This window comes from Rhizobium sp. R635 (genome assembly GCF_002211285.1).
Classification (GTDB): Bacteria; Pseudomonadota; Alphaproteobacteria; order Rhizobiales; family Rhizobiaceae; genus Rhizobium.
On record NZ_LOKX01000032.1, the window covers coordinates 17081 to 30522 of the forward strand.

A 13442-nucleotide genomic window follows, 5' to 3' on the forward strand; every position below is an offset into this window, starting at 1 on the left:
TGAGATTAGATGTTCAGTTGATGCGGAAATGGAATGACCATGCGCCGAAGGTTGATACCCGACATCGCCAATCTGCAGGCTTTCGAATCCGCTGCGCGCCACGGAAACTTCACCAGGGCGGCGGCGGAACTCAACCTGACGCAAAGCGCAGTCAGCCGGCAAATCAGGGATTTGGAGGAGCAGACGGGGCTTCTGCTTTTCGAAAGGGTGCGCCAGCGCGTGGTGCTCTCGGAAGCCGGCGCGCGCTTTCTGCCCGATGTCCGCAAATTGCTCGGACAATCCGAAAAGCTCATGATCGGCGCCATGGCCGCCGAGCACATGAAGCAATCGCTGCACATCGCGACCCTGCCGACTTTCGGCGCCCGCTGGCTCGTGCCGCGGCTCGGCGGCTTCATGGCGCTCTCCGATGTCGCCGTCACGATCGAGTCCCGCTCGCAGCCCTTCGTCTTCGAGGAAGAGAATTTCGATCTGGCCATCCACTACGGCCAGCCCGTCTGGCCGCGCGCCACCTGCACCTTCCTGTGCAACGAGACCGTGCTTCCCGTCGTCAAGCGGGAGGTGGCGGAGAAATGGGCGCTCGAAGAGCCGGGCGGCCTGTCGGCGATACCGCTCATCCACCTGACGACCCGTCCGCGGCTCTGGTCGGACTGGTTCGACGCGCACGGCGTCGTCAGCGAGAACGCCTATCGCGGGCTGCGGCTGGATCAGTTCTCGATGATCATTTCGGCGGCCGTCGCAGGGCTCGGTGCCGCCTTGCTGCCCTCATATCTGATCGAAGAGGAATTGCGCAGCGGCATATTGGTCTCGCTGTTCGATCTGCCGATGGCGACGGAAAACAGCTATTACATCGCTGTCCCTGAGGAAAAGCAGCAGAACGCGGCCACGAAGAATTTCGTGGAGTGGCTGACGTCGCAGGTCGGAGGCGATATCCGCGCGTCGTGATCGCAGCCGACTAGGCGCGATCAGACCTCGTCGCGCTGGGCGCGCAGATTGGTGACGACGCGGCGGTTCTGCACCTTGCAGGAGCGTTCCGTGCAGTCGCGGACTTCGCGGTCGTTGCCGTAGCCCTTGGCCCACATGCGCCGTGCATCCACGCCCTTCGAGACGAGATAGGCCATCGCCGCGTCGGCGCGCTGCTGCGACAGCGTTTTCATCTTGGCCTCGGAGCCGGAATCGTCGGCAAATCCCTGCAGCTTGATCAGCCAGTTCGGATTTCTGGCGAGCCAGGCGGCCTGGCTGTCCAGCGTCGCCATGGCGACGGAATCGAGCCTGGCGGAGTCCTGGGTGAAATAGATCCGCCGGCCGACATTGAGGATGAAGTCCTCTTCGCTGCCGGCAGACACATTCTCGAAGCCGGGCGCGGGATCGTTGGTCTGGCCGGTCATCGGCGCCGCGGCCGGTTCTTCCACGGAGGCGATATCGGTGGTGGAGCAGGCGGAAAGCGCCAGCAGCATGGCCGCGGCGAGAAGGCGGCTCTTGTATCCGTTCGAAGCAGACATCAGGGCGTGTTCCTTATTCGACCGCGGTGACTTCAGTGACCGGAGGCGCTTGGTCGGCGATATGCGGCAGAACCTGCACGGCGGTGCCGATCGGGCAGCGCTGGTAGAGATCGATGGCATCCTCGTTGAACATGCGGATGCAGCCGCTGGAGGCATCCTTGCCGATGCTCCAGGGCTCCAGCGTGCCGTGGAAACGATAGCCGGTGTCGACGCCGTCGCGATGCAGATACATGGCGCGAGGGCCGAGCGGGTTTTTCGGCGAGCCGCCGGCGACGAATTCAGGCAGTTCGGGATGGCGCTTGCGCATCTCCGGCGGCGGCGTCCAGCGCGGCCAGAGCGATTTGCTGTCGATCGTGGCGCGGCCGAACCATTTGAAGCCGTCGCGGCCGACGCCGACGCCGTAGCGGATCGCCGTCTTGTTCTCCATGATCAGGTAGAGGAAATGATGCCTGGTATCGACGACGACGGTGCCGATCGGCTCGCTGCTGAAATATTTGACGACCTGGCGGTGCCATCGCCTGTCGATCTTGGCAAAGTTCGTCGCGCGAAACGTCACGCCGTTGTCGACCGATGTGGCGGCGAAAAAGGAAGAGGCCTGAGCGAAAGCCGGCCTGCCGACCGCGCCGGCGCCAAGTAACGCCAGACCGCCAAGCAAAATATCCCTGCGTGTCCCCACCATCGGCTATATCCCCCTTTAGCCCAAGCAGCGGAGTGGCAGTAAAGCAGATTTTTCATTTGCGACAATAGAAAATGCCGTCGCCGTAATTCTTTCTGCGACTGACGAGCGGCTTTTCCTGGCGAGAATATCCTCGAAACGCCGCGATGAAACTCAGCGCAGGGCTCTCCGGTGACGGGCCGAGGCAAGCCGATGCCGCTTGCCTCCGGCCCCAGTTTTAGCCTCAGGCGATGCCGCCGAGGCAGACATATTTGATTTCGGTGAATTCCTCGATGCCGTATTTCGAGCCTTCGCGGCCAAGGCCGGAAAGCTTGACGCCGCCGAAGGGCGCTTCGGCCGTCGAGATCAGTCCGGTGTTGACGCCGACCATGCCGTATTCCAGCGCCTCGGCGACCCGGAAGACACGGGCGAGATCCTTGGAATAGAAATAAGAGGCGAGGCCGAACTCGGTGTCGTTGGCCTGGGCGATGACATCGGCTTCGTCCTTGAAGCGGAAGAGGGGCGCCACAGGCCCGAAGGTCTCTTCCTTGGCCACTGCCATGGCAGGAGTGATGTCGGCAAGCACGGTCGCCTCATAGAAGCGTCCGCCAAGCGGGTGACGCTTGCCGCCGGCCACGACCCGGCCGCCCTTGGACAGCGCGTCGGCGACATGTTCCTCAACCTTGGCAAGGGCTGCCTCGTCGATCAGCGGACCGAGATTGATGCCCTCGTCGAAACCATTGCCGGTTTTCAGCTTGCCGACCGCTTTCGACAGCTTCTCGGCAAAGGCATCATAGACGCCCTCCTGGACATAAAGCCGGTTGGCGCAGACGCAGGTCTGGCCGTTGTTGCGGAACTTGGCGATCAGCGCGCCTTCGACGGCCGCATCGAGATCGGCATCGTCGAAGACGATGAAGGGGGCATTGCCGCCGAGCTCAAGCCCGAGCTTCTTGATGGTCGGCGCGCTCTGTTTGTAAAGCTCGGTGCCGACTTCGGTCGAGCCTGTGAAGGTCAGCTTGCGCACGATCGGGCTTGCGGTCATCTCGCCGCCGATGGCGCGGGCCGAGCCGGTCAAGACGCTGAACAGGCCCTTGGGGAAACCGGCACGTTCGGCCAGCACGGCGATGGCGATCGCCGAAAACGGCGTCTGGCTGGCCGGCTTCAGCACCATGGCGCAGCCGGCGGCAAAGGCCGGTCCCGCCTTGCGGGTGATCATCGCATTCGGGAAATTCCAGGGCGTGATCGCGGCAACGACGCCGATCGGCTGCTTCATCACAAGGATGCGTTTGTCCTTCTGGTGGCCGGGAACGATGTCGCCGTAGAGACGCCGCGCCTCCTCGGCAAACCATTCGATGAAGCTCGCGCCATAGGCGATCTCGCCCTTGGCTTCCGCCAGCGGCTTGCCCTGTTCCGCCGTCAGGATGCGGCCGAGATCGTCCTGATGCTCCATCATCAGCTCGAACCAGCGCCTGAGGATGACCGAACGTTCCTTGGCGGTACGGGCTGCCCATTCCTTCTGGGCAAGCTCGGCCGCGGCAATCGCCGCCCTGGTCTCGGCAGCCCCCAGATTGGGAACGCGGCCGATGATCTCGCCGGTCGCCGGGTTGTCGACGGCGATGCCATTCTCCCCAGCCTCGATCCATTCGACGCCGACCAAAGCGGCCTGGCGGAACAATGTTGCGTCCTTCAATTGCATGACTGTCTCCTGCGATAGAGCATTTCCGAATTTCGAGTCGCGGCGATGCTCTATCTCTTTTCGTATTTATGCAATTGCGTCAGATAAAATCGTTGCGCGGTTTTACTGCGCTCGTGCGCCGCCGGCCCTAGTCGAAGATCTTTTCGCCGCGGTACGATCGGACCCGGCGAGCCCGCATAGCCATGGTTCTGTCGACGAGACGGGCGGTCACATAAGCGAAACATAGGACCGCGCCGAGAAGCACGAAGAATGCCAGAGGGCCGTTCAATCCAAGCGATCCCGCGACCGGCTTGAAAACGCCGATGATACCCCGGTGCAGGATGTAGACGGGGTAGGAGATATAGCCGACCCAGGTCGCCAGGGCTTGCGCTCTTGCCGGCATCTCCAGGAAGAGCCCGAGCATCACGATGAGCGGCGCCAGGGCCATCGCGAACATCAAATCATAGTAAGGCCGCAGCACGGCGGGGACCGGAGCTGCAATGCAGATCATCAGAAGAAGGCACGGCGCCATGGCGATCCAGCCCTTCCTCCAGGCGGGCGTGCCACCGAAGAACCGGCTGATGACGACGCCTGCGGTAAATGAAAACATCACCCTTGGGAGCCCGCCCACTGCCGAAGGCCACTCCCAGCCGATGTTCAGCAAGCCGTATTTCAGGCCGACAAAGGCCAAAAATGCAGCCGAGACCAACACGACTCCGCAAAGGGCACGGACGGAGAGCCGGAAAAGCCACAATGCGAAGACGATATTCACCAACAATTCCCAGAACATCGACCATGCCGGGCCGTTGATGGGAAACATTCCCTGCATCGGCTTGGCTTGCAGGAAATACATGGGGCTCGGCAGGAAAAACGTGTTTGCCACCGTTGATGCCAGCAGGTCGATAAGGGTCTGATCTCTCAGCCCCCAGCTCGTTAACAGCATGATCTGCAGGAGGCCGACCAAAATTCCGATCAGATAGAGCGGATAAAGGCGCTTGATCCGAGCCATCATAAAGGACTGGAAAAACAGGCCGCGCGAGAGCCGTTTTCCATAAATGTCCGCGATGATAAATCCGCTGAGGACGAAGAAAAAGTCGACGGCCAGATAGGCTGATGGAGCATATCGCTCCTGGAAATGCGTAGCGACGACACAAATGGCGGCAAAACCGCGCATCGCATCCAGCGTATAGTAGCGCTTGCGCTCGCCGACCGACGTTCCGAGGTCGGCGATCGTCGGTGGGGCAGAACCGTGGTCGAGACTAGCCATCTTGTAGATTGTCCTTCGGAGCCGGTGGATTGGAACAGCGCCGAGGCGCCGTTCTGATGATTTGGGGGTTCGAACCGCCTCGGAGGGAGGAAATCACGCAGCCTTGGCGACCGCACCCCTATTACCTCTGCGCTGCCGGGCCTGCTTTATACTACCGATCAAAACATTTAGCTGAGCTTTGCACATCACGAATATCAGGGCGCCGTAAGCAATGCCGCCTGAGAGGATTTCCGCAGCCAAACGCGGATACGGGGACCAGTGGGCCAGCAATTCGTGGAGGAGCATGACGACAGCAACCATTCCTGCACAGGCGATGCTCGGCCGGATGAATTGCGCCAGATAGGCCCGGATGCTCAGCTCTATGTGCTGCGAAACCTTCCAGCTGGTGATCGGCCAAAACAGCAGGACTTCGATCATGATCGCGAAAACAATCGTCGTCACGCCATAAGGGTAGAGAACCGCGATGGTCAGGAGGGTCAGGAGGTTTCGTGCCAGCTGGTAGTAAAACCACCAGTCCATCTCTCCCTGGCTCTTTATCAGGGATGCCTGCACGTAGCCGATCCCGGCCATCAAACCGATAACGCAGTAGAACCGGACAGGCCAAACGGCCTCGATCCAATGCGCACCGAAAATCGTCGTGATCGCATCGCCGGCAACGGCGGCAAGGCCAATGAACACCGGGTACGAAACCAGAGAGCAGCCAAATGTCGCCATCAGGAATGCTTCCCGGACTTTCTTCGGATCGGCCCGCAATGAAGACAGCAAGACATGCGTGACAGATGTCAGGCCACCGGCAATGACGTTGTTGATCATGTCGAACAGACGCTTCGAAAAGTTATAGATACCGAGCGCTGCCGGGCTCAAGAGCACGCCTATGAGCAGGTTGTCCAGGCTCATCGTCTGCAAGAACCGGGTGCCGGATGCAAAGAAGCCATAGTGAAGGAGGTCGTTGAGGCTCGATCTCTTCAGCTTGAGCCCCGGGAACCATCCCGCACCCCAGAAAGCGGCGCCGCATGATGCCGCCGTGGCGGCGATCTGTGCGATCGCAAGCCCCCACAAGCCGAAACCGGCGAGGACCAAAACAAGGCAGATGCAGGCAGACGTGATGGTCGCTATGACTGTGCGGACGGCGACCAGATGAAACGACATCTTCCTGTTGACGATCGCATTGGGAACGACGGCCGTGAAATCGAAAAAGACCTTCAGCCCCATGATGTAAATGAGCGGCGTGATTTGCTCATGTCCCACGTAAGCCGCGATCGACGAGGCAGCGAGACACAAAACGCCATAGACCAAAAATGAAAATGCAAGCGAAAGGGCGAAGATCGTATCGAGATGGCTGCGCCTTATCTCGGCTCTCTGGATGATCGCTTCGCCGAATGCAGTCGGTCCGAAACTGCCTGCGAACGACACAATGCTGAATGACAGCGCAACGAGACCGAAATCCTGAGGCTGGAGAACGCGAGAAGTCACCACGAAGACAGCGAAGGTGAGGACTGTCGGAATGAGGGTGCTGAGCGCCGACCAGAATGCGCCTGTCACGGCTGCGGCGGATCTGTTCTCACTGACATGGCTGAAGAGAATATCGTCGTCTTGTAAAACCGACAAACTGAGCTCCTACCGATAATCAGACTATGGAAGGTTGAGGGACGAGATCGGGGGCGGGAATGCTGGGACTTGGATTCATCGGTCGGCTCGACTTGTACCAAGTTCCGCCCATCTCATATGGCAGGCGAGACATTGCCGCGAAAATCTCGCCGGCATTCGTCGCTCTCTCCACCAGAGGGCTGTCGCCGGTCCGGCTGGCGATGAAGTCGTGCAGATCGCTTCCATCCCTCGCAACCGCGATATGCGGCTTGTTGAGCAGAAGACAGAGAATGTGACCGTGGAGATGGTTGGTGATGATGCGCTGCGCGCCGGACAGGATCTTGACGCCATAATCGACGTATCGAGCGGCGACGTCCTGGCGATGCTGGGCCATCATCTCTCTGCGGCTGAAGCCGTGCCGCAACGCTGACTTTACGACGCTCGATTTGCGCATGCGCGAGAAACTATCGGGACCGTTGACCCAATCGGTCAGAGGTCCATCAACGATCGCCCGCGCTTTGGCTATTTCGGCCCCGTCCTCTCCAGGAGGCTGCATGACATACAATACCCTGAGAGGATCGGCCTCGAAGGGTTTCAACGTCTCGATGCCGAATGCCGTGTCCGGGCCGGCCTCGACGTCACAGTCGAAGTTGGCCTTTGCCAGCTCGAAACTCCGATCGTCGCGCGTCACGCAGAAGAATTTGCGATGCCTCCCGATCGTATGTCTGGCGTATTCCCTGAGCGACTCGTTGGCGAAACGAATTGTTTGCGGCATCTGGATGATCGTTCGATCCGGATATTTCCACATCAAACGGTAGCGAACATCATCCCTGCCAGTTTGCGCGTCTCCAAAATCGCCGCATCCGCAAATGAATATTGGAGCATCGCCTGGTGTTGATTTTATCGCAGCAATACTTTCGGAGGCGCTACAAGTAAGTGACGGAAACCGCCTCGTTACTTCTATTAATACTTTCGCCAATCCGAGCCAGCTTGCATGGTGGCCGGGATCTTTATTTGATGGAAAGTTAATTATAATGTAAGGCTGCCCCGGCTTTACAAATTTCCTTACTATTTCAATCAACTTTTCTTTTTGTCGCCGTATTACAACTTCGCCGAGATGGTCCATATATACTACTTGCATTTTAAAAATTCAGACAGAACTACATCTGCGATTTCGGAGAGTCAATTGGATGCTTGGTTGCTTTAGGTTGTAACTGGGTAGGCAAATTGTCTCACCTCCCTGGCCGCCTACGAACACGAGGTTCGGGTGTCGGTGCTGCCTCATTCATGAGCTGCTTCGATAACGGCATGCGGAAATCCTCATCTAATCTTCTGTCCTCGCCGGCCTACCTTCCCAGCTGCCACCGAACCCGCACAAGCGCCGAACGGGCGCCTCCCAAGACGAAGTGGAGCTGACATGCATACCGATCAACTTGAAATCTCCCGCCGGGACTTGCTTATCTCGTCGGCCGCGGCGGTCGCGGTCACTGGGGCCGCGACCGCAGCAGCGGCGCAAACCGCTGGAGAAGAGATGGCTCTGACCTCCAAACTATCGCTCACCGTCAACGGCAAAAGCCACGCCATCGAAATCGACAATCGAACCACGCTGCTCGACGCCTTGCGGGAGCATCTTCACCTCACGGGGACCAAGAAGGGGTGCGACCACGGCCAATGCGGCGCATGCACGGTCATGGTGGACGGGCGCAGGATCAATTCCTGCCTGACGCTCGCCGTGATGCATGACGGCGACCAGGTGACGACGATCGAGGGGCTGGGCCAGCCCGGCGACCTCCACCCCATGCAGGCTGCCTTCGTTAAACATGACGGCTTCCAGTGCGGCTATTGCACGCCGGGGCAGATCTGTTCCTCCGTGGCGGTGCTCGAGGAGATCAAGGCGAACATCCCGAGCCACGTCACTGGCGATCTCACGGCCCCCGCGCAGGTGACCCCCGCCGAAATCCGCGAGCGCATGAGCGGCAACATCTGTCGCTGCGGCGCCTACTCGAACATCCTCGACGCCATCGTCGAAGTCGCGGGGACGAGAGCATGAGAGCCTTCACCTACGAACGCGCGACGACGATAGAAGCCGCCGCCAAATCCGCTGCGACCAATCCGAACGCCAAGTTCATCGCCGGCGGCACCAATCTTCTCGATCTCATGAAGCTGGAGATCGAAACACCGACGCATCTGATCGACGTCAACGGTCTCGGCGTCGACAGGATCGAGGCCACTGGGGAAGGCGGATTGCGCATCGGCGCGCTGGTCCGCAACACCGACCTTGCCGCCCACGAAACCGTCCGGCGCGACTACGGGCTTCTTTCTCGCGCGCTCGTCGCGGGGGCCTCGGGCCAGCTGCGCAACAGGGCGACCACGGCCGGCAACCTTCTGCAGCGGACGCGCTGTCCCTACTTCTATGACACCAACCAGCCGTGCAACAAGCGGCAGCCGGGCAGCGGCTGCTCGGCGATCGGCGGCTTCAGCCGCCAGCATGCCGTCGTCGGCACGAGCGAGGCCTGCATCGCCACCCATCCGAGCGACATGGCGATCGCCATGCGGGCGCTCGACGCCGTCGTCGAGACGGCCAAGCCCGATGGCAGCCGCCGGTCCATTCCGATCGCCGAGTTTCACCGGCTGCCGGGCGACACGCCCCATATCGAAACCGTGCTCGAACGCGGCGAGCTCATTACCGCGGTTCTGCTGCCTCCGCCGATCGGCGGCCGGCAGATCTACCGGAAGGTCCGCGACCGCGCCTCCTACGCCTTCGCGCTCGTCTCCGTCGGCGCGGTCATCCAGCCCGACGGCACCGGCCGCGTGGCGGTCGGCGGCATCGCCCACAAGCCATGGCGGGTCGAAGCGGCGGATGCCGCGCTTTCCGGGGGAGCAAAAGCGGCGGCCGCCGCCCTTCTCGCGGATGCCCGACCGACCGAGCAGAACCGATTCAAGGTCGATCTCGTCGAGCGCACGCTCGGCGCGGTCATCGCCGAAGCCAAGGGATGAGAAGCCATGCAGTTCGATACGCCAGCAACGACCAATCCGATCGACCGTCTCAAGGTCGTCGGCCAGCCGGTTCACCGCATCGACGGCCAGTTGAAGACCACGGGCCAGGCCAAATATGCCTATGAGTGGCATGACCCGAACATGCCTTACGCCTACGGATATCCGGTGGGGGCGGCCATCGCCAAGGGCCGCATCAAGTCGATCGATGTCTCCGCCGCTAGGAAAGCGCCCGGCGTTCTCGCCGTCGTGACGGCGCCCGAGGTCGGCGAGCGGAAGAAGGGCAGGTTCAACACCGCCAAGCTCTTCGGCGGCGAGGAAATCCAGCACTATCACCAGGCAGTCGCCGTCGTCGTCGCGGAAACCTTTGAGCAGGCGCGCGCCGCAGCCGCGCTCGTCAACGTCGATTACATCGAGGAGAAGGGCGCCTTCGATCTGAGGGCGGCGATGGCTTCGGCGGTCAAGCCCGAATCCGGCGATCCCGATACATCAGCCGGCGATTTCGACGCCGCCTTCAAGGCTGCGCCCGTCACCGTCGACCTGTCCTATACGACGCCGGACCAGTCGCATGCGATGATGGAGCCGCATGCTTCCATCGCGGCCTGGGACGGCGACGAGCTGACGATATGGGCATCGAGCCAGATGATCGACTGGTGGCGCTCGGACCTCGCGGCGACGCTCGACATCGACAAGGAAAAGATCCATCTGATGTCGCCCTTCATAGGCGGCGGCTTCGGCGGCAAACTGTTCCTGCGGGCCGACGCGGTGCTCGCCGCCTTCGGCGCCAAGGCTGCGAAGCGACCGGTCAAGGTCGCGCTGCCGAGGCCGTTCGTCATGAACAATACGACGCACCGGCCGGCGACGATCCAGCGCATTCGCATCGGCGCCGGGCGCGACGGCAAGATCACGGCGATCGCCCATGAGAGCTGGTCGGGAGACCAGCCCGGAGGCCAGCCGGAAACGGCCGTGAACCAGACCCGGCTGCTTTATGCCGGCGCCAACCGCATGACGGCAATGCGGCTTGCGACGCTCGATCTTCCCGAAGGCAACGCCATGCGGGCTCCGGGCGAAGCCCCCGGCCTCATGGCGCTGGAGATCGCCATGGACGAGATGGCGGAGAAGCTCGGGCTCGATCCCGTCGAGTTCAGGATCGTCAACGATACGCAGGTCGATCCGGAAAAGCCGGAGCGTCCCTTCTCTCATCGCAATTTCGTCGGCTGCCTGAAGCTCGGCGCGGAACGCTTCGGATGGAGCGGCCGCGGCAAGCCCGGTTCGCGCCGCGAGGGCAATTGGCTGATCGGCGTCGGTGTCGCGGCTGCCTTCCGCAACAATCTGCTGCTTCCCTCGGGCGCCCGTGTCCGCCTCGACCGGGAAGGCGTCGTCACCGTCGAAACTGATATGACCGACATCGGCACGGGCAGCTATACCATCATCGCGCAGACAGCGGCCGAGATGATGGGCGTCACGGTCGACAAGGTCGGCGTTCACCTCGGCGATTCCCGCTTTCCGGTCTCCGCCGGCTCCGGCGGCCAGTTTGGGGCCAATTGTTCCACGGCGGGCGTCTATGCCGCCTGCGTCAAGCTGCGCGAGGCGGTCGCCCGGAAGCTCGGCTTCAACTCCGAGGACATCATCTTCGAGAATGGCGAAGTCAGGTCCGGCGATAGGTCGGTGCCGCTTGCCGAGGCCGCGGGCGCCGATGGTCTCGTCGGCGAGGATACGATCCAGTGGGGCAATCTCTCCGAGACGCACCAGCAGTCGACCTTCGGAGCGCATTTCGTCGAGGTCGGCGTCGATGTCGCCACGGGTGAGAGCCGGATACGCAGAATGCTGGCCGTCTGTGCCGCGGGACGGATCCTCAACCCGATCACGGCACGCAGCCAGGTGATCGGCGCCATGACCATGGGGGCCGGCGGCGCCCTGTCGGAGGAACTCGCAGTCGATACCCGCCGCGGCTTCTTCGTCAACCATGATCTTGCCGGCTATGAGGTTCCCGTGCATGCCGACATTCCGCATCAGGAAGTGATCTTCCTCGATGAGACGGACCCGATGTCTTCGCCGATGAAGGCGAAGGGCGTCGGCGAGCTCGGGCTCTGCGGCGTCTCCGCCGCGATCGCCAACGCCATCTACAATGCGACGGGCATCCGGGTCCGCCATTATCCGATCACGCTCGACAAGCTGATCGGCGGTCTGCCCGATGTCGCATAGCGCAATCGACGTCTCGACGCCGGCCTTCATTCCCGGGCCCGTCCGGGCGCTTGCGACGGACGACCCGGCCGAGATTCTCGGCTTCGCCGCCGCCTGCCTCAGAGAGGGCGTCGATGTGGCGCTCGCGACCCTGGTCGAGATCCGAGGCGGAGCGGCGCGCGCGCTCGGATCGCACGTGGCGGTGGCGGCCGATGGCCGTTACTGCGGCTATGTCTCCGGCGGCTGCGTCGAGGCAGCGGTCGCCTCGGAAGCGCTGCTTGCCATGGCGGAGGGCCGCGACCGGACGGTCATGTTCGGCGACGGCTCTCCCTTCTTCGATATCGTGCTGCCGTGCGGCGGCGGCATCAGCGTCGCCATCCATCTCCTGCGGGAAGGGACCGCGATCGAGCAGGCGCTCGATCGTCTCCGGAACCGCCAGCCGGCGGGGCTGCGTTACAACCCGGAGCGACAGTCGCTTCGGCTCGTCGACGCTCCCGAGCGGGCATGCTGGCAGGCCGATGATTTCCTGACGATCTACCGCCCGCGCACCCGCCTCGTCATCTCGGGACAAACGGTGGAGGCCAGCGTTGTTGCCCGTCTTGGCGCAGCATCGGATTTCGAGGTCTTCGTTCGCGCGGCCGGGCGATCCATCGTCGAGGACGCCGATGCCTTTACGGCGATCGTCTTCCTGCATCACGATCTCGACCAGGAGGCGCCGGTCCTCGAAGCGGCTCTCGGTTCGCCCGCCTTTTATGTCGGCGCGCTGGGAAGCACGAGGACGCAGCGGCGACGTGTCGAGCGCCTGAGGGAGCGCGGCTTCGGCAGCGATGATCTCAGCCGCATCAAGGCCCCGATCGGCATATTCGGCCCGACACGGGATTCGACGTCGCTGGCCCTGTCGATCCTCGCCGATGTCGCGGCCTGCCGGCTGGCGACCTATGGATGACCTGCTAGAGCAAGGAGTTTCCGTCGCCATCGTCATCCTCGCGGCAGGACGATCAAGCCGGATGGGCATGAGCGGCGCCCACAAGCTGCTTGCCGAATTCGACGGCGTGCCGCTCATTCGCCGGTCGGCGATCACGGCGGGCGATTGCGAGAGCTTGTCGGTCATCGTGGTCACCGGATACCGGCATGCCGAACTTCAGGCTGTTATCGCGGAGCTGCCGGTCAGGATCGCCCAGAATGCAGCGTTTTCCTCCGGCATGGCCGGCTCGCTCGCGCTCGGTATTGCCACGGCCGAGGCCGATCGGCCGGATGGGATCATGATCATGCTCGCCGACATGCCGGCATTGACCGCAGCCGATCTCCGCGCCCTCATTGCCGCGTTTCGCCGTTGCGCAGGCCAAGCCATCATTCGCGCCGCCGCGCGGGGCAAGCCGGGCAATCCGGTGATTTTCCCCCGTGCGCTTTACGCTCGTTTGAAAAGCCTGACGGGGGACAAGGGCGCGCGCGGACTGATCCGGAATTCGGGCCTGACCGTCGTCGATGTCGAGATCGGCGACGGCGCCCTCGTCGATGTCGACACGCCGGATGCCGTCGAAGCGGCGGGCGGGGTCTTGCGCGGCTGAAAACTCGCAGGGC

At 62.2% G+C, this 13442-nt stretch carries 12 protein-coding genes; 6 read left to right on the plus strand and 6 right to left on the minus strand.

Annotation, left to right across the window (positions count from 1 at the left end; all coding sequences use genetic code 11):
* Positions 1-33: 33 nt before the first annotated feature.
* Positions 34-942, plus strand: coding sequence for a LysR family transcriptional regulator (locus ATY78_RS19680; RefSeq protein ID WP_088683988.1), 909 nt, complete (start codon positions 34-36; stop codon positions 940-942).
* Positions 943-962: 20 nt separating this feature from the next.
* On the opposite strand, the gene ATY78_RS19685 is transcribed toward ATY78_RS19680, so the two are convergent.
* The 6 genes from ATY78_RS19685 to ATY78_RS19710 all read right to left on the minus strand — a co-directional run bounded on the left by ATY78_RS19685 (position 963) and on the right by ATY78_RS19710 (position 7809).
* On the minus strand, positions 963-1499 hold the full coding sequence (locus ATY78_RS19685) for an OmpA family protein (protein ID WP_088683989.1): 537 nt from the start codon (positions 1497-1499) through the stop codon (positions 963-965).
* A gap of 13 nt (positions 1500-1512) precedes the next feature.
* Positions 1513-2178, minus strand: a complete 666-nt coding sequence (locus ATY78_RS19690) for a L,D-transpeptidase (protein ID WP_088683990.1) — start codon at positions 2176-2178, stop codon at positions 1513-1515.
* Positions 2179-2398: 220 nt separating this feature from the next.
* Positions 2399-3850, minus strand: a complete 1452-nt coding sequence (gene gabD, locus ATY78_RS19695) for an NADP-dependent succinate-semialdehyde dehydrogenase (protein ID WP_088683991.1) — start codon at positions 3848-3850, stop codon at positions 2399-2401.
* Between the two features lie 127 nt (positions 3851-3977).
* Positions 3978-5096 (minus strand): acyltransferase, encoded by a 1119-nt coding sequence (locus ATY78_RS19700; RefSeq protein WP_088683992.1) that lies wholly within the window; start codon positions 5094-5096, stop codon positions 3978-3980.
* A 93-nt stretch (positions 5097-5189) separates the two neighbouring features.
* Positions 5190-6704 (minus strand): lipopolysaccharide biosynthesis protein, encoded by a 1515-nt coding sequence (locus ATY78_RS19705; protein ID WP_088683993.1) that lies wholly within the window; start codon positions 6702-6704, stop codon positions 5190-5192.
* A gap of 19 nt (positions 6705-6723) precedes the next feature.
* Positions 6724-7809 (minus strand): polysaccharide pyruvyl transferase family protein, encoded by a 1086-nt coding sequence (locus ATY78_RS19710; protein ID WP_088684278.1) that lies wholly within the window; start codon positions 7807-7809, stop codon positions 6724-6726.
* Positions 7810-8100: 291 nt separating this feature from the next.
* Here ATY78_RS19710 and paoA point away from each other — a divergent pair, with 291 nt between their 5' ends.
* The 5 genes from paoA to ATY78_RS19735 are packed head-to-tail and all read left to right on the plus strand — an operon-like array spanning position 8101 to position 13429.
* Positions 8101-8733, plus strand: coding sequence for an aldehyde dehydrogenase iron-sulfur subunit PaoA (paoA, locus tag ATY78_RS19715; protein WP_088683994.1), 633 nt, complete (start codon positions 8101-8103; stop codon positions 8731-8733).
* Positions 8730-9680: a xanthine dehydrogenase family protein subunit M gene (locus ATY78_RS19720; protein WP_088683995.1), complete on the plus strand. Its 951-nt coding sequence runs from the start codon at positions 8730-8732 to the stop codon at positions 9678-9680. Before paoA ends, ATY78_RS19720 begins: the two co-directional genes overlap by 4 nt.
* A 6-nt stretch (positions 9681-9686) precedes the next feature.
* Positions 9687-11882 carry an aldehyde oxidoreductase molybdenum-binding subunit PaoC gene (gene paoC, locus ATY78_RS19725; protein WP_088683996.1) on the plus strand — a complete coding sequence of 732 codons (2196 nt, stop codon included), beginning with the start codon at positions 9687-9689 and terminating at the stop codon, positions 11880-11882.
* A complete protein-coding gene (locus tag ATY78_RS19730) occupies positions 11872-12807 on the plus strand; it encodes an XdhC family protein (RefSeq protein ID WP_088683997.1) in 936 nt (311 codons plus the stop codon). The genes paoC and ATY78_RS19730 overlap by 11 nt, the downstream gene beginning before the upstream one ends.
* A complete protein-coding gene (locus ATY78_RS19735) occupies positions 12800-13429 on the plus strand; it encodes a nucleotidyltransferase family protein (RefSeq protein WP_088683998.1) in 630 nt (209 codons plus the stop codon). The genes ATY78_RS19730 and ATY78_RS19735 overlap by 8 nt, the downstream gene beginning before the upstream one ends.
* Positions 13430-13442: the final 13 nt, after the last annotated feature.

Excerpts from the sequence above, each read along its gene's own strand:
- ATY78_RS19730 (WP_088683997.1), top strand. The coding sequence starts at position 11,872 with ATGTCGCATAGCGCAATCGACGTCTCGACGCCGGCCTTCATTCCCGGG.
- ATY78_RS19690 (WP_088683990.1), bottom strand. The coding sequence starts at position 2,178 with ATGGTGGGGACACGCAGGGATATTTTGCTTGGCGGTCTGGCGTTACTT.
- ATY78_RS19720 (WP_088683995.1), top strand. The coding sequence starts at position 8,730 with ATGAGAGCCTTCACCTACGAACGCGCGACGACGATAGAAGCCGCCGCC.
- gabD (WP_088683991.1), bottom strand. The coding sequence starts at position 3,850 with ATGCAATTGAAGGACGCAACATTGTTCCGCCAGGCCGCTTTGGTCGGC.
- paoC (WP_088683996.1), top strand. The coding sequence starts at position 9,687 with ATGCAGTTCGATACGCCAGCAACGACCAATCCGATCGACCGTCTCAAG.
- ATY78_RS19710 (WP_088684278.1), bottom strand. The coding sequence starts at position 7,809 with ATGGACCATCTCGGCGAAGTTGTAATACGGCGACAAAAAGAAAAGTTG.
- ATY78_RS19700 (WP_088683992.1), bottom strand. The coding sequence starts at position 5,096 with ATGGCTAGTCTCGACCACGGTTCTGCCCCACCGACGATCGCCGACCTC.
- paoA (WP_088683994.1), top strand. The coding sequence starts at position 8,101 with ATGCATACCGATCAACTTGAAATCTCCCGCCGGGACTTGCTTATCTCG.
- ATY78_RS19680 (WP_088683988.1), top strand. The coding sequence starts at position 34 with ATGACCATGCGCCGAAGGTTGATACCCGACATCGCCAATCTGCAGGCT.
- ATY78_RS19685 (WP_088683989.1), bottom strand. The coding sequence starts at position 1,499 with ATGTCTGCTTCGAACGGATACAAGAGCCGCCTTCTCGCCGCGGCCATG.
- ATY78_RS19735 (WP_088683998.1), top strand. The coding sequence starts at position 12,800 with ATGGATGACCTGCTAGAGCAAGGAGTTTCCGTCGCCATCGTCATCCTC.